General features: G+C 72.1%; 16 protein-coding genes, 1 tRNA gene and 1 pseudogene. 8 read left to right on the top strand and 10 right to left on the bottom strand.

Features of this window, described 5'->3' with window-relative positions; genetic code table 11:
• Positions 1 to 9 precede the first annotated feature (9 nt).
• The 4 genes from ilvA to AC3CF1_RS23985 form a co-directional block, all read right to left on the bottom strand.
• Positions 10 to 1,230 (bottom strand): threonine ammonia-lyase, encoded by a 1,221-nt coding sequence (gene ilvA / locus AC3CF1_RS24000; protein ID WP_354983499.1) that lies wholly within the window; start codon positions 1,228 to 1,230, stop codon positions 10 to 12.
• A 231-nt stretch (positions 1,231 to 1,461) separates the two neighbouring features.
• Positions 1,462 to 2,871 carry an amidase gene (locus AC3CF1_RS23995; protein WP_355160748.1) on the bottom strand — a complete coding sequence of 470 codons (1,410 nt, stop codon included), beginning with the start codon at positions 2,869 to 2,871 and terminating at the stop codon, positions 1,462 to 1,464.
• Between the two features lie 12 nt (positions 2,872 to 2,883).
• Positions 2,884 to 4,026, bottom strand: coding sequence for a cystathionine gamma-synthase (locus AC3CF1_RS23990; protein ID WP_099850618.1), 1,143 nt, complete (start codon positions 4,024 to 4,026; stop codon positions 2,884 to 2,886).
• 102 nt (positions 4,027 to 4,128) lie between these two features.
• Positions 4,129 to 5,175 carry a YncE family protein gene (locus AC3CF1_RS23985; RefSeq protein ID WP_488451297.1) on the bottom strand — a complete coding sequence of 349 codons (1,047 nt, stop codon included), beginning with the start codon at positions 5,173 to 5,175 and terminating at the stop codon, positions 4,129 to 4,131.
• 119 nt (positions 5,176 to 5,294) lie between these two features.
• On the opposite strand from AC3CF1_RS23985, the gene AC3CF1_RS23980 reads away from it, so the two are divergent.
• The 4 genes from AC3CF1_RS23980 to AC3CF1_RS23965 all read left to right on the top strand — a co-directional run bounded on the left by AC3CF1_RS23980 (position 5,295) and on the right by AC3CF1_RS23965 (position 8,277).
• Positions 5,295 to 5,717 (top strand): HIT family protein, encoded by a 423-nt coding sequence (locus tag AC3CF1_RS23980; RefSeq protein ID WP_354983497.1) that lies wholly within the window; start codon positions 5,295 to 5,297, stop codon positions 5,715 to 5,717.
• Between the two features lie 75 nt (positions 5,718 to 5,792).
• The gene (msrA, locus tag AC3CF1_RS23975; RefSeq protein ID WP_488451296.1) at positions 5,793 to 6,455 is read left to right on the top strand and encodes a peptide-methionine (S)-S-oxide reductase MsrA; all 663 of its coding nucleotides are present in this window, start codon (positions 5,793 to 5,795) and stop codon (positions 6,453 to 6,455) included.
• A 386-nt stretch (positions 6,456 to 6,841) separates the two neighbouring features.
• Positions 6,842 to 7,771 (top strand): ribonuclease Z, encoded by a 930-nt coding sequence (locus AC3CF1_RS23970; RefSeq protein ID WP_354983496.1) that lies wholly within the window; start codon positions 6,842 to 6,844, stop codon positions 7,769 to 7,771.
• Positions 7,768 to 8,277: a GNAT family N-acetyltransferase gene (locus AC3CF1_RS23965; protein ID WP_488451295.1), complete on the top strand. Its 510-nt coding sequence runs from the start codon at positions 7,768 to 7,770 to the stop codon at positions 8,275 to 8,277. The genes AC3CF1_RS23970 and AC3CF1_RS23965 overlap by 4 nt, the downstream gene beginning before the upstream one ends.
• A 150-nt stretch (positions 8,278 to 8,427) precedes the next feature.
• Here AC3CF1_RS23965 and AC3CF1_RS23960 read toward each other — a convergent pair whose 3' ends face one another.
• Together AC3CF1_RS23960 and AC3CF1_RS23955 are read right to left on the bottom strand one after the other, a co-directional pair.
• On the bottom strand, positions 8,428 to 9,798 hold the full coding sequence (locus tag AC3CF1_RS23960) for a cystathionine beta-synthase (protein WP_088946256.1): 1,371 nt from the start codon (positions 9,796 to 9,798) through the stop codon (positions 8,428 to 8,430).
• Positions 9,799 to 9,869: 71 nt separating this feature from the next.
• The gene (locus tag AC3CF1_RS23955; RefSeq protein WP_088946255.1) at positions 9,870 to 10,226 is read right to left on the bottom strand and encodes a YkvA family protein; all 357 of its coding nucleotides are present in this window, start codon (positions 10,224 to 10,226) and stop codon (positions 9,870 to 9,872) included.
• A 150-nt stretch (positions 10,227 to 10,376) separates the two neighbouring features.
• Between AC3CF1_RS23955 and AC3CF1_RS23950 the strand changes: the two are divergent.
• The 3 genes and pseudogenes from AC3CF1_RS23950 to AC3CF1_RS23940 form a co-directional block, all read left to right on the top strand.
• A pseudogene (locus tag AC3CF1_RS23950) lies at positions 10,377 to 11,455 on the top strand (SGNH/GDSL hydrolase family protein); the annotation flags it as partial.
• The gene (locus AC3CF1_RS23945) at positions 11,447 to 12,235 is read left to right on the top strand and encodes an SGNH/GDSL hydrolase family protein (RefSeq protein ID WP_370453071.1); all 789 of its coding nucleotides are present in this window, start codon (positions 11,447 to 11,449) and stop codon (positions 12,233 to 12,235) included. The pseudogene AC3CF1_RS23950 and the gene AC3CF1_RS23945, both read left to right, overlap by 9 nt.
• A 77-nt stretch (positions 12,236 to 12,312) precedes the next feature.
• Entirely contained in the window at positions 12,313 to 13,575 is a 1,263-nt protein-coding gene (locus AC3CF1_RS23940) for an acetyl-CoA C-acetyltransferase (protein WP_088946252.1), read from the top strand.
• Between the two features lie 2 nt (positions 13,576 to 13,577).
• Here AC3CF1_RS23940 and AC3CF1_RS23935 read toward each other — a convergent pair whose 3' ends face one another.
• The 4 genes from AC3CF1_RS23935 to AC3CF1_RS23920 form a co-directional block, all read right to left on the bottom strand.
• Positions 13,578 to 13,898, bottom strand: a complete 321-nt coding sequence (locus AC3CF1_RS23935; RefSeq protein ID WP_488451294.1) for a hypothetical protein — start codon at positions 13,896 to 13,898, stop codon at positions 13,578 to 13,580.
• 46 nt (positions 13,899 to 13,944) lie between these two features.
• Positions 13,945 to 14,703: a Bax inhibitor-1/YccA family protein gene (locus AC3CF1_RS23930; protein WP_355161107.1), complete on the bottom strand. Its 759-nt coding sequence runs from the start codon at positions 14,701 to 14,703 to the stop codon at positions 13,945 to 13,947.
• Between the two features lie 310 nt (positions 14,704 to 15,013).
• A complete protein-coding gene (locus AC3CF1_RS23925) occupies positions 15,014 to 15,829 on the bottom strand; it encodes a Bax inhibitor-1/YccA family protein (protein WP_141907921.1) in 816 nt (271 codons plus the stop codon).
• 108 nt (positions 15,830 to 15,937) lie between these two features.
• Positions 15,938 to 16,018: transfer RNA gene (locus AC3CF1_RS23920), tRNA-Leu, on the bottom strand.
• Positions 16,019 to 16,119: 101 nt separating this feature from the next.
• Here AC3CF1_RS23920 and AC3CF1_RS23915 point away from each other — a divergent pair.
• Positions 16,120 to 17,979 carry a hypothetical protein gene (locus tag AC3CF1_RS23915; RefSeq protein WP_488451293.1) on the top strand — a complete coding sequence of 620 codons (1,860 nt, stop codon included), beginning with the start codon at positions 16,120 to 16,122 and terminating at the stop codon, positions 17,977 to 17,979.
• Positions 17,980 to 18,107 lie beyond the last annotated feature (128 nt).

Below are 18,107 nucleotides of genomic sequence, written 5' to 3'. Positions count from 1 at the left end.
CCACCGGTGTCACGCCTCGGCGGCGAAAACCACCTGGTAGCCGCTGGCCCGCAGGGCGCTGATCAGCGTGTCCGAGTGCTCCACGCCCCGGGTCTCGACCGACAGCGCCACCTCCACCTCGCCGAGGCCGAGGTGTGGGTTGGCCCGCTGGTGCTCCACGTCCACGACGTTGGCCCGGTGCTCGGCGATCTGGCTGAGCAGCGACGCGAGTTGTCCCGGCCGGTCCGAGCAGCGCACTGTCACCCGCAGGTAGCGACCCGCGGCGGCCAACCCGTGCTCGATCACCCGCAGCATCAGCAACGGGTCGATGTTGCCGCCGGACAGCACCGCGACCACCGGCGTCTCCACCTCGACCACGCCCGCCAGCAACGCGGCGACGCCGACCGCCCCGGCCGGCTCGACGACCTGCTTACCGCGCTCCAGCAGCATCAACAGGGCCCGGGAGATGTCCTCCTCGGAGACCGTGACGATCTCGTCGACCAGTTTGCGCACGTGGTTGAAGGTGATCTCCCCCGGCCGACCGACCGCGATGCCGTCGGCGATGGTGGAGAAGGTGGGCAGCCGGACCGGCTCCCCGGCCACCAGCGAGGGCGGGAACGCCGCCGCACCGGCGGCCTGGACGCCGATGATCCGGACGTCCGGTCGCAACGCCTTCGCGGCCACCGCCATGCCCGAGATCAGCCCGCCACCACCCACCCCGGTGATGATCGTCTTCACCTCCGGGCACTGTTCGAGGATCTCCAGCGCCACCGTCCCCTGACCGGCGATCACGTCGACGTGGTCGAACGGGTGGATCAGCACCGCGCCGGTGCGCTCGGCGTACGTGTGCGCGGCGACCAGCGACTCGTCGACGGTGTTGCCGGCCAACTCGACCTGCGCGCCGTACCCCTTGGTGGCCGCCACCTTCGGCAGCGGCGCGTTGACCGGCATGAAGACGGTGGCGTGCGTGCCGACCAGGCCGGCGGCGAGGGCCACGCCCTGCGCGTGGTTGCCAGCGCTCGCCGCGACCACGCCCCGCTCCCGCTCCTCGGCCGACAGCCGGGAGATCCGCACGTACGCGCCCCGCACCTTGTACGAGCCGGCACGCTGCACGTTCTCGCACTTGAGCCAGGTCGGCCCGCCCAGCGCCGCGCTGAGCGGACGGGAGGGCTCCAGCGGAGTGGTCCGGATGACGCCGGCGAGCAACTCCCGTGCGGCCCGCACGTCGTCGAGACTGACCAGTTCCGTCATGCCCCGATCGTGCCACCCGCCTCCGGAGTCCTTTGCGGCGACACCGGCCTCGACTGGTGCCCCGCCCCGGCCCGGCGCGCTGATCCACTCGACATCCCTGATATCGCGGTATCAACCACGCCGTGATGGCGCGATATCCGGAAGCCCGAGTGGATCATGTCCCGGCCTGTGCCCCCGGCCCCGTCCCCGGGCCCCCGGGTCCGCGCGTTGATGCGCGCACGCCGCAGACGATCATGCGGTGGCCGGCGTCCCCGTTCCGACGCGGGGATAGCCGGGGGCGTGGCGCGCCCACGGGGCGGCCATCTCGAACTGGCCGGCCACACCGAGCAGCAGCAGCTCCGAGCCGGGCGGACCGACCAGTTGCACAGCGACCGGCAGGCCGTCCGGGCGCCGACCCACCGGCACCACGACCGCCGGCAGGCCGGCGATGTTCCACGGAGCGGCGTACGGGGCGTACCGGATGTTGGCTGTCATGTTCGCCCGCCAGGACCTCTCCGACCAGCGGGCCGCCTCGGGCGGCGCGGTGGCCAGCGCCGGGGTGAGCAGCAGGTCGACCGAGTGGTCGGTGAAGAAGTCGACCGACCGTTGCCGCCACGCGGCACGGTCGGCCTCCCGCACGTAGCCGCGGCGCTGCGCCCACTCACCCAGGGCGACGTGCCTCCGGGTACGCCGTTGCAGGCCACGCCGGTCCAGCCCGGAGGCCCGGACGTCGGTGGCGGCGGCGGCGAACCAGGTGGCGATGCCCTGAAGGCCGAGCGCGGTGGGGTAGACCGGGTCGGCGGGGACCGTGTCGTGCCCGGCGGCGGCGAGAAGCCGGCCGGCGGCGGCGACCGCGTCCCGGTTCGGCGCGTCGGGTGCGACACCGCGCACCGGTGAGCGCAGCGAGACGCCCACCCGCAGCCGCTGCGGCGGGACCAGCTTCTCGGGACGCCGGCCGGCGAGCACCGAGAAGCCGACCGCCGCGTCGGCGACGGTGCTGGTCAGCATGCCGTGCTCGGTGAGACCGAACCAGTCGTCCGCGCCGAGCTGGCAGGGGACCACGCCGCGACCGGGCTTGAGCCCGACCAGGCCGCAACAGGCCGCGGGGATCCGGATCGAACCGAGGCCGTCGTTGCCGTGCGCGATCGGCACCAGCCCGGCCGCCACCGCGGCGGCCGCGCCACCGGAGGACCCGCCGGGGGTACGCGTGCTGTCCCACGGGTTACGGGTCACCGCGCTGTCGTCGTCGGTGAGTGCCCACAGCCCCAGCTCCGGCATGCGGGTCACGCCGAGGATGACCGCGCCGGCCCCACGCAGCCGACGCACCACCTCGTGGTCGGCCTCGGCGACATCGCTGCGGGCAGCCGCCGACCCGTTCCAGGTGGGCAGGCCGGCGACCGGAGTGTTCTCCTTGACCGCCACCGGCACCCCGGCCAGCGGCAGGTTGGCCAGGTCCTCCTGCTCGTCGACCTTCTCCGCCTCGGTGATCGCCTCGCCGCCGCGAACGGCGCGGAACGCGGCCAGTTCGCGGTCGGCTCGGGAGATGTACTCGAGGTGGTCGGCGACGACCTGGGTGGCAGAGACGTCACCCCGGCGTACGCCCCGGGCGATCTGCTTGGCGGTCGTCCCGACCCAGGTCGCCTTGATGTCCTGCACGGCCATCCTCCCCAGCGGTCAGCCCAGCGCCTGCTCCAGATCGGCGAGCAGGTCGTCGACCGTCTCGATGCCGACAGACAGTCGCACGAGATCGCCGGGAACTTCAAGCGGCGAGCCGGCAGCACTTGCGTGTGTCATCCGACCCGGGTGCTCGATCAGGGACTCCACGCCGCCCAGCGACTCGGCGAGCACGAAGAGCTTGGTGCGGTTGCAGATCTCGACGGCGTGGTCCTCACCGCCGGCGGCGCGGAACGAGATCATGCCGCCGAACCGGCGCATCTGCTTCGCGGCCACCTCGTGACCAGGGTGCGAGGGCAGCCCCGGGTAGATCACCTGGGCCACCTTGGCGTGCCCGTCGAGGTACGCGGCGAGCCGCTCGGCGTTGTCGCAGTGCCGGTCCATCCGTACCCCGAGGGTCTTGATGCCGCGCAGCGTGAGCCAGGCGTCGAACGGGCCATTGATCGCGCCCATCGCGTTCTGGTGGTAGCGCAGCTCCTCACCGAGTGCGGCGTCGGCGACGACGAGCGCGCCACCGACGACGTCGGAGTGCCCGCCGATGTATTTGGTGGTGGAGTGCACCACCACGTCCGCGCCGTGCGCGATCGGCTGCTGGAGGTACGGCGAGGCGAAGGTGTTGTCGACCACCAGCAGCGCACCCGCGTCGTGCGCGACACCGGCCAGGGCGGCGATGTCGGCGATGCCGAGCAGCGGGTTGGTCGGCGTCTCCAGCCAGACGATCTTCGTGCGGCCGGGTTGCACCGCCGCCCGGATCGCGTCCGGGTCGGAGACCTTGGCCGGGGTGAACTCCAGGCCCCAGCGCTGGGCGACCCGGGCGAAGAGCCGGTACGTGCCGCCGTACGCGTCGTCCGGGATCACCACGTGGTCGCCCGGCTGGCACACGGCGCGCAGCAGGGTGTCCTCCGCAGCCAGGCCGCTGGCGAAGGCGAGGCCGACCGGTCCGCCCTCCAGCGCTGCCAGGCACTCCTGGAGCGCGTCGCGGGTCGGGTTGCCCGAGCGGCTGTACTCGTAGCCGAGCCGGGGCGCGCCGACGGCGTCCTGCGCGTACGTGCTGGTCTGGTAGATCGGTGGGATCACCGCGCCGGTACGGGCCTCAGGGTCCTGGCCGGCATGGATGGCGAGCGTCTCGAAGCCGTGGTTCATGCTGGTGAGGCTAATCCCCCGTCCCGAGGACTGGAACGGAACCCGCGCTCCCAGGCCGGGGGCCGGACCAACCGGCCCGGCCCCCGTGCTTCCGAGGCCCGGTCAGGTGGCCGGGACGGGCAGGACGTGCAGGGTTGCCGGACGGGCGCCGGTCCAGTCCGAGGTGACCGCGTAGACCCGGGCTTCGTTCGGTGACCAGGCCAGTCCTCCGGGGCTGAGCTCGTCGCCCAGTTCGAAGCGGGCCTGCTCGCTGCCATCCGCGGCGAACACGAAGACGTCCGGGTTGTAGGCGGCGTCAGCGCCGGCGGCGATCCGGGTGCCGGTACGCGACAACTCGACGGCGCGCGGGTACGGACCGGTGGCGTACGTCGCGCTGGGGGTGGAGATGTCGGCGAACGGGAACGCCTGCACCAGGGGCGGTGAACCGGCGGCCGTGTAGAGGGTGGTGCCGGTCGGGTCGAGGGCGACGTCACGGAGGTTGCTGCCGACGGCCGAGAACTCGTTGGTTCGCAGCGTGGTCAGCATTCCCCCGGCGCCGATCCCGTAGGCGTACACCGAGGCGGGGCTCAAGCCCGGCTGCCCGGCGAGCAGCACCGTCCGGTTCTGACTGGCGGCGGCCAGCAGCGGAGCGTAGTAGAAGTCCTCGCTGGCCGCGCCGGTGCTGAGCCGGGCCGGCTGGCGACCCAGGTCGATCCGGCCGATGTTGCCACCCCACTGGTCGCAGCCGTAGCCGAACCACAGGTACCGGCCGGTCAACGCCAGCGACGACGGGCACTCGCCCACGCCGGTGTCGTAGCGGGCCGACTCGATCAGCGAGCCGGTGTCGAAGGCGGCGATGGCGTTGGCGCTGGGCAGCGCCACGTAGAGGGTCTGCCGGTCGGCGCTGAGCAGCAGGTCGGTGGGGCCGGGCAGGTTGGCCAGGGTGCCGACGAGAGCGCCGGTCGCGCCGGTCACCACGACGTCGGTGGAGGATCGGCCACCGCTGACGAAGACCCGGTCACCGGCCGACACCACGTCGGCCACCTGGGTCAGCGGCAGCGGGGTGGCGGTCTGCGTGGCAGCCGCCACGGCGGGGCCCGGGAACGCGCCGGTGAGCAGCCCGGCGGTCAGTGCCGCCAGGGCCACGGTGGCGCCTCTTCTGATCTGCAAGATTCGTCCTTTCGGAGCACAGGCCACACCTGCACTGATTCATATCGGTAGATGAGTATCACAGTCGGTGCGGGCGTGGGGGGCCCGCGTCCCTCCGGGCCGCCGCCTAGCCTGGGCGGATGAGCGGGTGCGTGTTCTGCGGGATCGTGGCGGGTGAGGTGCCGGCCTTCAAGGTCGCCGACACCCCGGACGGGGTGGCGTTCCTGGACACTCGACCGGTGTTCAAGGGGCATGTGCTGGTGGTGCCCCGGGTTCACCTGGTGACCCTGGCCGAGTTGCCGTTCGACCTGCTGCCCGGCTACTTCGCGCTGGTCCAGCGCCTGGCGGTGGCAGTGGAGACCGGTCTGGGGGCCGGTGGGACGTTCGTGGCAATGAACAACAAGGTGTCCCAGTCCGTCCCACACCTGCACACCCACGTGGTTCCACGGACCAAGGGCGATGGGCTGCGGGGCTTCTTCTGGCCGCGTACCCGCTACGAGGACGACGCCGACGCCCGGACGCACGCGGACCGGGTCGCCGCCGCACTCCCGGGCGGGGCCTGACTCACACCGGCGCGGGTAAGGAAGGTGGACCCACCGGTGTTACACGCTGGGAGAGGTACGAGAGGAGATCCCCACGTGTTTTTGCGCCGTATGAACGCCGAGATGGTTTCGCCCGACCAGGCCCTGCCGGGCCGTCCGATCGCCATGCCGGTCGCCGACCGCCACGAGGTGCTGGGCACCCCACTGAAGGGCCCGTTCCCGGAGGGCCTGCAGGTCGCGGTCTTCGGCATGGGCTGTTTCTGGGGCGCCGAGCGGCTGTTCTGGACGCTGCCCGGTGTCTACACCACCTCCGCCGGCTACGCGGGTGGCGTCACCAAGAACCCGACGTACGAGGAGACGTGTTCCGGCCGGACCGGGCACGCCGAGGTCGTCCAGGTGGTGTACGACCCCAGCAAGATCACTTATGAGGACCTGCTGAAGGTCTTCTGGGAGAACCACGACCCGACCCAGGGCATGCGCCAGGGCAACGACGTGGGCACCCAGTACCGGTCGGCGATCTACACGACCACCGACGAGCAGCGGGCCATCGCGGAGTCGTCCCGGGACGCGTTCCAGCCGATCGTGACGCGCGCCGGCAAGGGTGAGATCACCACCGAGGTCGCCCCGCTCGGCAGCTACTACTTCGCCGAGGACTACCACCAGCAGTATCTGGCGCCGACCAAGAACCCGAACGGCTACTGCAACCACGGCCCGAACGGGCTGAGCTGCCCGGTCGGCGTAGCCCGAGTCGCCGGCTGACCACCGCCACCCGCACCAGCGTGATGCCCGGCCGCCGATGAGGCGGCCGGGCATTCCCATCCGACCGTGTGATCGAAATCCGTTGCCGAGCCCGCCGGGAACTCGATAACGTGGCCGTACACGTGAAGGGAGGTGGTCCAGACTTGTATAGCAATCGGACTCGTGAGGTGGCTGTCAGCTAGCCGCTGTCCTCGACAGTGATCGGCCCGCCGCAAGGTGGGCAACAGCACCATCGTCGAGACCGTGTGGCAGCGGTGCGGCGAATCCACGACAGCCACCCGACCCCCGGGGTGCCGGCCAAGTCCAGCCGGCCCGCGCAACAGCGCGGAGCGCCCCGGGGGTCGCTCCATATCCGGAGGACCGGCGATATATCCGGAGGACCGGCGATGTCCATGCGCGAGCTGGTGGTGCTCGGGACGGCCAGCCAGGCGCCGACCCGTCAGCGCAACCACAACGGGTACGTGTTGCGCTGGGACGACGAGGTGATCCTCTTCGACCCGGGTGAGGGCAGCCAGCGTCAGCTCCTGCACACCAGTGTCACCGCCACCGACCTGACCCGGATCTGCGTCACCCACTTCCACGGCGACCACTGCCTCGGCCTGCCCGGCACCATCCAGCGACTCTCCCTGGACCGGGTGCCACACCCGGTCGCCGTGCACTTCCCGGCCGGCGGGGCCGAATACTTCGCCCGTCTCCGGCACGCGACCTCCTTCTACGAGACCGCCGAACTCCAGGTCACCCCGATCGAGACGGACGGGCAACGGATCGCGCTGAGCTGCGGCACGTTGGAGGCACGCCGACTGCGGCACCCCATCGAGACGTACGGCTACCGGCTGGTCGAGCCGGACGGCCACCGGATGCTGCCGGAGAAGCTGACCGCGTACGGCATCGCCGGGCCGGCTGTCGGCGAGCTGATCCGCGTCGGGCACCTGGACCTCGACGGACGTCGCGTCACCCGCGACGAGGTGAGCGAGCCCCGGCCGGGGCAGCGGTTCGCGTTCGTGATGGACACCGGCCTCTGCGACGGGGTGTACGCCCTCGCCGAGCACGCCGACCTGCTGGTCATCGAGTCGACCTTCCTGGAGTCGGAGGCCGCGCTCGCCGCCGAGGTCGGCCACCTGACCGCGGCGCAGGCCGCCCAGGTGGCGACCGAGTCCGGTGTACGCCGGCTCGTGCTCACCCACTTCTCCCAGCGCTACTCCGACCCGCGCCGGTTCCACGACGAGGCACGCGCGCACTTCGACGGTGACCTGATCATCGCCGAGGACCTGACCGTGGTGCAGCTCCCACCCCGCCGGGTAGCCTCGGCCGGATGACCGTCACGCTCCGCCCAGCAACCGGTGACGACCTGATGGCGGTGGGCGCCCTGCACCAACGCTCCCGGGTCGCCACGTACTCCTCGTTCCTGCCGGCCGAGGCGCTGGCCGACCCGACGCCGGAGGCGATGGGGCGCTACTGGGTCGAGCGGTGGCAATGGGAGCGGGACACCCACCGGATGTTCGTGGCCGAACGGGCCGGGACGCTGGCCGGGTTCAGCTACCTGGGCCCGGACGACGAGGACGACCCGGCCACCGGGCTGCTCAACGCGATCCATCTCGACCCGGGCGAGCAGGGCCGGGGCGTCGGCCGCGCGCTGATGATGGACGCCCTGGACGCCATGCGGGCGCGAGGATGGCAGCGGGCGGTGCTCTGGGTGCTCCGGGACAACGCCCACGCCCGCGCCTTCTACGAGCGCGGCGGCTGGACCCCGACCGGAGCGGAGCGTGAGGAGCAGATCGGCCTTGCCCCCACACTCCAACTGCGCTACGCCCGCCCTCTCTGAGCAGTCCTCGCCCGCGCCTTTGCTCTGCTTACCAATAAGCACCAGCGGTGACCGTGGCCGTGGCCGTGGGTGGTGCATATGCGTATGCAGAGCAAAGGGCGCGACAGGGTGCCCGGCGCCCCGCCCGCAGGCGGGGCACCGGGACGGGACTCAGTGGGCGCCGAGGTGGGCCAGGAGGTCCTGGCGGGTGAGGACGCCCTTGGGCTTGCCGTCCACCAGGACCAGCGCGGCGTCGGACTTCTCCAGCAGGCCGACGGCCTCGCTGACCGGCTGACCGCCACCGATCATCGGCAGCGGGTCGCCCATGTGCCGTTCGATGGTGTCGTGCAGGTGGGCCTGGCCGGTGAAGAGCGCGTCGAGCAGGTCCCGCTCGGCGATCGAGCCGGCGACCTCACCGGTCACCACCGGCGGCTCGGCCTTGAGCACCGGCAGCTGCGAGACGCCGTACTCCCGCATGTAGTCGATCGCGTCACGGACCGTCTCGGTCGGGTGCACGTGCACCAGCTCGGGCAGCCCGCCCGGCTTGCTGGCCAGCGCGTCGGCCACTGTCGGCTCGGCGCCGGAGTTGTCGAGGAAGCCGTACCGGGCCATCCACGAGTCGTTGAAGATCTTCGAGAGGTAGCCCCGGCCGCCGTCCGGCAGCAGCACCACCACCACGTCGTCCGGGCCGGCCTTGCGGGCGACCTCCAGCGCGGCGACCACCGCCATCCCGCAGGAGCCACCGACCAGCAGCCCTTCCTCGCGGGCCAACCGCCGGGTCATCTCGAAGGACGCCTTGTCGGACACCTCGACGATCTCGTCGGCGACACCCTGGTCGTACGTCTCCGGCCAGAAGTCCTCGCCGACGCCCTCCACCAGGTACGGACGGCCGGTGCCCCCGGAGTAGACCGAACCTTCCGGATCGGCTCCGATGATGCGCACCCGACCCTCGGAGGCCTCCTTGAGGTAGCGCCCGATGCCGGAGATCGTGCCGCCGGTGCCCACGCCGGTCACGAAGTGGGTGAGCCCGCCCTCGGTCTGCTTCCACAGCTCCGGGCCGGTGGTCTCGTAGTGCGAGCGCGGGTTGGCCGGGTTGCTGTACTGGTTGGGCTTCCAGGCGCCGGGGATCTCCCGGGTCAGCCGGTCGGAGACGTTGTAGTACGAGCGCGGGTCCTCCGGAGCGACAGCGGTCGGGCAGACCACCACCTCGGCGCCGTATGCCCGGAGCACGTCCTGCTTGTCCTGGCTGACCTTGTCGGGGCAGACGAAGACGCACTTGTAGCCCTTGAGCTGGGCCACCAGGGCCAGCCCGACGCCGGTGTTGCCGCTGGTCGGCTCGACGATGGTGCCGCCGGGCTTGAGCAGGCCGGCGGCCTCGGCATCCTCCACCATCCGCAGCGCGATCCGGTCCTTCACCGAGCCGCCCGGGTTGACGTACTCCACCTTGGCCAGCACGGTGGCCTGGATGCCCTCGGTGACGTTACGCAGACGTACCAGCGGGGTGTTGCCGATCATGTCGACGACGTTGTCGTAGTACTGCACGGTGTGCCCTTCGTTGCGGCGCCGGCGACCGCGGCCGGGCAGACGTTTCCTCGCGTCCAGCGTACGTGCCGTCAGGGCACCAGCCCCCCGGGGATGACCGAGCTGCGGCGGGCTTCCCACTCCAGGAAGCGATCGGTCTCGGCGAGCACGCTGCCAGCCAGCCAGGTGATCATGACCGCGTCGTCGGCGAGCCCGAAGATCGCCAGCGGGATCTCCGGCAGCAGGTCGATCGGCGAGACGATGTACGCCGTGGCGGCGGTCATCAGGGCCAGTCGCAGGCCGCCGTCGTACTCCCCCTTGGTGGTGGCCCGGATCATCCGGGGCAGCGCGGCCAACCGCGTGCCCAATGACGGCCCACCACGGGCCCCAGCCGCCAGTGCCCGCGCGAGGGCCGTGAACGCCGCGCTGCGCTTCAGTGTCTTCCCCATCGTCGCACTCCTCTCCGCCGGATCAGCGTGGCGGGTCGGCGCAAGTCGGCCGGCCTCTCCTGGACAGATACCCCGTCGGGTCGGTTTCCAGGCACCTGAGTGGCGTCGCGACGACAGCGGCGTGTCGGACCGGCGCGATAATGTCGTGGTATGGGGGTGGCTGATTCCGTCGTACCCGGCGGAGAGCACTGGCGGCAGGCCCGGCGGTTCGCCCGCCTGGCGGCCATCGGGACGGGCGCCACCGCGGCGGCCGCGGTGGCGACCGGCGGCGTGCTGCTCGGCCAGGCCCGGCAGGCCCGACGCACCATCCCCATGGCCGAGGCACCGCCGCCACGCTGCGACGGGACGTACGGCGCGAAGTTCCCTGGCCCTGCGCTCACCATGGTCGTGCTCGGTGACTCCTCGGCGGCCGGCTACGGGGTGCACCGTCGCCGGGAGACGCCTGGCGCACTGCTCGCCACCGGCCTGTCCCGTCGGCTGCACCGACCGGTGCGACTGCACCGCTTCGCGGTGGTCGGTGCCATCTCCTCGGCGCTGCGGCACCAGGTGGAGGCGGCGCTGGAGTGCCGGCCCGACATCGCGGTGATCCTCATCGGCGGCAACGACATCACCAACCGCACCCCCCGTGGGCTGGCGGTGCGCTACCTCGTCGAGGCGGTGCACACGCTGCGCGACGCCGGCTGCGAGGTGGTCGTCGGCACCTGCCCCGACCTGGGCGCGATCCGCCCGATCCAACCGCCGCTGCGGTGGCTGGCGCACCGGTGGAGCCGCCAACTCGCCGCGGCCCAGACGGTCGCGGTGGTCGAGGCCGGCGGTTGGACGGTCTCCCTCGGTGACCTGCTCGGCCCCCGGTTCACCGCCGAGCCGACCCGGATGTTCGCCTGGGACCGGTTCCATCCCTCCGCCGAGGGGTACGCGATGGCCGCTGCCGCGCTCCTGCCGACGATGCTCTCCGCGCTCGGCGCTGGGCAGGAACGACGGGCCACACCGACCCGGGGCGAGGGCGTACGGTCGCTGCCGGAGGCCGCGCAGCAGGCGGCCCGGCACGCCGGCACGGAGGTCAGCGGCACCCAGGTCCGGGGCCGCGACCGAGGGCCGGCGGGCCGGTGGGCGCAGTTGCGCCGGCGGGCGTTCTTCGGTGTCGGTGCGGTGCCGCACGGGTCCGCCTCGGACACCTCGACAGTGGAGGGACTGGCATGAACGAGCGCAGCGAGCGGGGCGTGATCTCCGGCCTCGCCGGCCGACTGGGTCGGGCGGCGGCGTTCTCGCTGCTCACCGGCACCGTGGGCGGTGCCGCCGTCCTGGCCGGCGAGGCGTTCGTGGCCCGACACCGGCGGTACGCCCAACCAGAGCTGGGCCTGGCCCTGCGGGCCACGATCGGCCGGGCTGGCGCTCCGCCGTTGCGGCTGGTGCTGCTCGGTGACTCGTCAGCGCTGGGCGTGGGCGTCGACCGGCTTGAGGACACCATCGGCGGGCAGCTGGCCAACCTGCTCGCCGAGGGCCCGACGGGCCGGCGGGTGCACCTGTCCAGCGTCGGCGTCTCCGGGTCCCGCTCGACCGACCTGGCCACCCAGGTGGCCCGGGCCCTGCTCGGTGAGCGGCCCGACGTGGCGCTGATCCTGATCGGCGCGAACGACGCCACCGGGCTGCGCCGGCCGGTCGACTCCGCGGCCTATCTCGCTGCCGCGGTGCACCGCCTGCGGGAGGCGCGGGTCGAGGTGGTGGTGGGCACGTGCCCCGATCTCGGCGCGGTGCGTGCCATCGCGCCTCCGCTGCGCCAGGTGGTCGGCTGGTCCGGGCGGCGGATGGCCCGTGCGCAGACCACGGCCGTGCTGGACGCTGGCGGCTCGGTGGTCGACCTGGGCACCGAGACCGGGCCGGTGTTCCGGGCCGATGCGGGGACGCTCTGCCACGACGGCTTCCACCCCTCCGCCGACGGTTACCGGGTGTGGGCGCACGCGCTGCTGCCCGCCGTCGCCGCCGCCGCGACGGTCGCCACCCGGCGCTAGATCGTTCCCGGTCAGGGTGACATTTCCCGCCGCGTCGGCTTCTTCCGCGCATGTTACCGGCGGGTTAACGTTGGTCCATGCCGATTGAGTCGTCCCGCGACGCCGTCATCGTCGCCACCGCCCGCTCCCCCATCGGCCGGGCGCACAAGGGGTCCCTGCGCGACGTCCGTTCCGACGACCTCGCCGCGACCATCGTCCAGGCCGCCCTGGACAAGATCCCCCAGCTCGACCCGACCACGATCGACGACCTCTACCTCGGGTGTGGCCTGCCCGGTGGCGAGCAGGGCTTCAACATGGCCCGGGTGGTGTCCACACTGCTCGGTCTGGACACTGTGCCCGGCGCCACACTGACCCGCTACTGCGCCTCGTCGTTGCAGACCACCCGGATGGCGATGCACGCGATCCGGGCCGGCGAGGGCGACGTGTTCGTTTCCGCCGGCGTGGAGATGGTCTCCAGCTACGCCCGGGGCAGCTCCGACGGGCTGCCTCCCGAGGCGCAGGCCCTCGTCGGCGGCGGCTGGGAAAACCCGCGCTTCGGCGCGGCGGCCGAGCGCTCGAAGCGCCGCGCACAGGGCGGCGCCGAGGTGTGGACCGACCCGCGTGAGGCCGGTGAGCTGCCCGACATCTACCTGACCATGGGGCAGACCGCGGAAAACCTGGCCCAGGTGCACGACGTGAGCCGCGCCGACATGGACGAGTTCGGCGTACGCAGCCAGAACCTCGCCGAGAAGGCCATCGCCGACGGCTTCTGGGCCCGGGAGATCACCCCGGTCACCACGCCGAACGGCACCGTGGTGAGCACCGACGACGGTCCCCGTGCCGGCGTCACGCTCGACGCGGTCTCCGGTCTCAAGCCGGTGTTCCGCCCGGACGGCCGGATCACCGCGGGCAACTGCTGCCCGCTCAACGACGGCGCGGCCGCCGTGGTGGTGATGAGCGCCCAGCGGGCCGAGGAGCTCGGGCTCACTCCGCTGGCCCGGATCGTCTCCACCGGTGTGACCGCCCTGTCGCCGGAGATCATGGGCCTCGGCCCCGTCGAGGCGTCCCGGCAGGCCCTGAAGCGGGCCGGCATGACCATCGACGACGTCGACCTCGTGGAGATCAACGAAGCGTTCGCCGCGCAGGTCATCCCCTCCTACCGCCAGTTGGGCATCCCGGAGGAGAAGCTGAACGTGATGGGCGGCGCGATCGCGGTCGGTCACCCGTTCGGCATGACCGGCGCACGGATCACCGGCACCCTGCTCAACGCCCTCGAGTGGCACGACAAGACCATCGGTCTGGAGACCATGTGCGTCGGCGGCGGCCAGGGCATGGCCATGGTGCTCGAACGGTTGAACTGACCTCAGAGCGCGCTGCGGGTCGCCGCCACCTCGGCGGAGGCCCGGGCCAACGCCTCGGCCCCCGGGTCGGCGGCCAGCAGGTCCGCTGTCACCACCCGTAGCTGATCGGGCAGGGCAAGGTCGTTGTCGAGCCGGGGCACGACCCGACGCGGCTCTCCCTCGGCGTCGGCGGCCAGGTTGGCGATCTCCTGCACCAGACGGTGCACCAGGTCGGCGCGGGACACGTTGCCGGCGGTCGCGATGGCCGACCAGCGCGGCTGCTGCCAGTGCACAATCTGACGGACCAGCAACTGCATGGCCTTGTCCAACTCCGCTGCGCTCATCGCCGCCGAGTCTACGGCCGACACCTGCCGCGCCTGTTCGGGCCGGTCAACGGCGCAGGTAACTGAGCAGCCGCAGCAGCTGCCAGTAGAGAAACACCAACCCGGTGAGCAGGCCGAACGCGCTCAGCCACGCGTACCGGCGGGGTCGACCGTCGCGCACCGAACGCTCGACGAGGTCGAAGTCGAGGATGAAGCTGAACGCCCCGGCGATGATGGCCACCACCGAGAAGGCGTACGGCAGCCAGCCGACCTCCCCGCTGACGCTGTAGACCTCCAGCCCCGGTCGCCCGGAGATCAGGTACGACACCAGGTTGACGACACTGAGCACGGCGATGCCGAGCAACGTGCCGATCACCAGGCGGGCCAGCCGGGGCGTCGCCCGGATCACCCGGGCCCGGTAGAGCGCCGCCATGCCGAGGAAGACGCCGAAGGTGCCGGCCACCGCCTGCACCACGATGCCCGGATAGACCTGCTCGAACGCGCGGCTCGCCACCCCCAGCAGCAGGCCCTGGAGCAGGGCGTAGCCGACGATCGGCACCGGGTTGGTGATCCCCCGCAGCGAGATGACCAGGACCAGCGCGATCGAGGCGAGGGCGCTGCCGGCCAGTGCGGCACCCAACCAGGTCACGTCGGGGATCACCACCCAGGACACCGCCGCGGTCGCGCCGGTGACGACCAGCAGCCCGACGGTACGGACCACCACGTCGTCGACAGTCATCGGCTCGACGTCGCGGGAGCCGAGCACCCGGGTCTCCACCCGGCCGGTCTCGTCCAGTCGGTTGAGCACCGGGTTGTTGCTGCGCACCGCCGCCTCCTTCGCCCGCGTACCCCCAGGGCGTGTGTCAAAGCCCCTGGCCGGCCTGCGACGGGCCCAGACGACGACCGGCCGCGTTGGGAATTGGCCCGGATACAACACCGGTATCCGGGCCAATTCCCGCTTTGCCGGACCGCCGCCTGGACTCCGCCTCGGCTCGACCGAGGCTTTGACACACGCCCTTGCAGTCACTCTGCCCCGGGCGGCCCGGCGCTGGCGGCGAAACGGCGTGCCCGGTGCGAACGACGGCGCCCGCCCCCGCCAGAGCGGGAGCGGGCGCCGTTCGGCAGAGCAGACGAGATCAGTCGTCGCCCTGGAAGTAGCTCAGCAGGCGCAGGATCTCGATGTAGAGCCAGACCAGGCTGACCAGGATGCCGAACGCGGCCACCCAGGAGTAGCGCTGCGGCAGGCCCATCCGGACGCCGTCCTCGATCTCCTTGAAGCTGAGCACGAAGCTCAACGAGGCGACCACGATGCAGACCAGGCTGAAACCGATCGCCAGCGGGCTGCCGTCACGCAGGCCCGTGTTGACGTCGAACATGGCCAGCACAAAGTTGATCAGCATGACGGCGAAGAGGCCGACCATCACCGCGATCATGCCCTTGACGAAGGCCGGGGTGGCCCGGATGACCTTCGCCTTGTAGAGCATCGCCATCAGGAAGAAGATGCCGAAGCTGGCCACCGCGGCCTGGAGCACGATGCCGTCGTAGCGCGTCTCGAACGCCTTGCTCACCATGCCGACGAAAACGCCCTCGACGAGCGCGTACGCGATGACGAGTGCCGGGTTGGCCATCCGGGAGAACGAGATGATCAGGCCAAGGACCAGGCCGACCACCGCCGCGCCGATCCAGGCGGTGCTGACCAGCGAGTCGGGCACGAGCACCCAGGCGGCCGCGGCGGTGATGCCGAGGATGCCGAGCAGAGCGACCGTCTTGACGACCACGTCGTCGACGGTCATGGGCGCCACGGTGGGCGGCGCAGCCGGGTAACCGGCCTGGGACGGGTACTGCTGGGGAATGCCGGGCTGTCCGTACGGCCCGGCCGGGGCGTACCCGGCGGAGCGCTCCCGCTCGGCCGCTTGGCCGAGCCGGGCGAGCACCGGGTTCGAGGTCTTCACTGTCTGGCCTCCCTCAGGGGGTCGTTTGCACGTGAACGTGCCCTCCAAGAGTAAACGGCGCAGCCAAGTCCTGGTGATCACGAATGAGAATGCGTGGGAGCCGACCGGTGCCCGGGGCGGGGGTCGAACCCGCACGCCTTTCGGCAGCCGCTTTTAAGGCGGCCGTGTCTGCCTTTCCACCACCCGGGCGGGTGGCACCGGCGCGCCGACACGCACGATGCAATGTCACCGTAGCGGGTCTGCGGCGACCCGACGTACCCCGTGGGGCCGGTCACATTAGGGTCGATGCCGTGAGCAGCGCAGCCCCCACGGCCCCCGACGCCGCCCCTGAGCAGGCCTTCCGCCTCGCCGATCAGGTCAACCGCCGGCCCCGGGCCGTTCGGCTCCTGGCCGCCGTCCGTCGGCACCGGCTGGATCTGCTGGCCGCTCTGGTCTGCGCGGTGCTGGCCGGCTGGGTCACCCACGGGTTGTGGCCCGACCCGGCTGGCCGCACGCTGGCCCTCAATCCGGAGGACCAGGCCCTCTACGAGTGGTTCCTGGCCGTCGACGCCCGCGCGCTGCTCGGCGACTTCGGCCTGCTCACCGACCGTCTCAACGCCCCCGACGGCGTCAACCTGATGGCCAACACCACGGTGATCGCGCTGGGCATCGTCTTCGCGCCGGTCACCCTGCTGCTGGGCGCGCCGGTCACCTTCGCGCTGCTCGCCGCCGCCAACCTCGCTGGTACGGCCTTCGCCTGGTACCTGCTGTTCCACCGGACGCTGCGCGCCCGCCGGCTCGCGGCCGCGCTCGGCGGAGGGCTCTGCGGGTTCGGCCCGGGCATGATCTCGCAGACCAACAGCCACCTGCACATGACCGCCCAGTGGCTGGTGCCGGTGATCGTCTGGCTGGTGGCCCGACTGCTGCGGGCGTCCGACCCGGGGCCCACGACTCTCGACGGGACCGGTCGCGACCGGCTCCCCGGGCCGGATCGCCGGCGGATGTTCACCTCGGCGGCGGGACTGGCCGCCGCGGTCACCGCGCAGGTCTTCATCGGCGAGGAGGTGCTCTTCCTCGCCGCCGTCACGCTGCTGGTGATGGCCATCAGCTACGCCGTGGCGGACCGGGACCTGGCCCGGCGGGCGCTGCCCGGCTTCGCCGGCGGGCTGGCGGTCGCCGCCGGGCTCGCCCTGCTGGTGCTCGGCTACCCGCTGTGGTTCCAGTTCGCCGGCCCCCAGGGGGTCGCCGACGGGATGTTCACGCCGGCCTACTTCTCCGCCGACCTGAGCAGCTGGTGGACGATCTCCCCCCTGTCGGTGGCCGGCAGCGACCAGTCCGCCCGGCTGACCACCGGCCCGGCCGAGTACAACACCTTCCTCGGCTGGCCCCTGCTGCTGGTCGCCGCGGTCTGCGCGATCTGGGCCGGGCGACGCCGACTGGTCCTCGCCTGCGTGGTGGCGGGCCTCGTGATGGGTGCACTCTCGCTCGGCCCGGAGGTGGTGCTCGGCGGCACCAGGACAGCGCTGCCCGGCCCGTACGCCCTGATTGGCGGGCTGCCGGTGGTGGACGGCGCGTTGCCGATGCGGTTCGCGCTGGCGTTGCTGCCGATCATCGCGACGCTGGTGGTGCTGGCGGTCGACCGGGCTCTACGCGGCACCGGCCGGGCACGACGGCTCGTGCCCCTGGCCGTCGGCGCGGCACTGCTGCCGATCTTCCCGACCCCGCTGCCGACCGCCGAGCGGCCCGCCGTGCCGGAATTCGTCAGCGGCGGCCACTGGCGGCAGTGCGTACGCCCCGGCGGGGTGCTCGTCCCGGTGCCGCTTCCGACGCCGAAGGAGCCCTGGCCGATGCGCTGGGCGACCGCTGCCGACGCCGCCTTCGGTCTGCCGGAAGGGTTCTTCATCGGCCCGTACGGGCGGGGCGGCACCGCGGCGATGGGCACCTTCAAGCAACCCACCTCCGCGCTGCTGGCGGACGTCGCGCGGCGCGGTGACCAACCGGCCATCGGCGACGAGCAGCGCCGCCAGGCCGCACGGGACGCCCAGTTCTGGGGTGCCTCCTGCATCGCGCTGGCCGACGACGCCCCGCACGCCGAGAGTCTGCGCGCGACCCTGGAGCAGCTGTACGGCCCCGCCACCCGGATCGCCGACGCCTGGATCTGGCGCGTCTGACGCCACCCGCGGCCGGACGTGCTGCGGCCGGACGTGCTGCGGCCGGACGTGCTGCGGCCGGACGTGCTGCGGCCGGACGTCCGAAAGGGCCCCTCCCGACCGGGAGGGGCCCTTTCGGAGACCTGAGA

This window comes from Micromonospora sp. MGP-C2, assembly GCF_057766525.1.
The sequence above is the reverse complement of the archived record's forward strand: the minus strand, read 5'-3'. Positions and strand labels throughout refer to the sequence as shown.

Coding starts and splice junctions, on each gene's coding strand:
- ilvA (WP_354983499.1), bottom strand. CDS start 1,230: ATGACGGAACTGGTCAGTCTCGACGACGTGCGGGCCGCACGGGAGTTG.
- AC3CF1_RS23995 (WP_355160748.1), bottom strand. CDS start 2,871: ATGGCCGTGCAGGACATCAAGGCGACCTGGGTCGGGACGACCGCCAAG.
- AC3CF1_RS23990 (WP_099850618.1), bottom strand. CDS start 4,026: ATGAACCACGGCTTCGAGACGCTCGCCATCCATGCCGGCCAGGACCCT.
- AC3CF1_RS23980 (WP_354983497.1), top strand. CDS start 5,295: ATGAGCGGGTGCGTGTTCTGCGGGATCGTGGCGGGTGAGGTGCCGGCC.
- AC3CF1_RS23970 (WP_354983496.1), top strand. CDS start 6,842: ATGTCCATGCGCGAGCTGGTGGTGCTCGGGACGGCCAGCCAGGCGCCG.
- AC3CF1_RS23965 (WP_488451295.1), top strand. CDS start 7,768: ATGACCGTCACGCTCCGCCCAGCAACCGGTGACGACCTGATGGCGGTG.
- AC3CF1_RS23955 (WP_088946255.1), bottom strand. CDS start 10,226: ATGGGGAAGACACTGAAGCGCAGCGCGGCGTTCACGGCCCTCGCGCGG.
- AC3CF1_RS23940 (WP_088946252.1), top strand. CDS start 12,313: ATGCCGATTGAGTCGTCCCGCGACGCCGTCATCGTCGCCACCGCCCGC.
- AC3CF1_RS23935 (WP_488451294.1), bottom strand. CDS start 13,898: ATGAGCGCAGCGGAGTTGGACAAGGCCATGCAGTTGCTGGTCCGTCAG.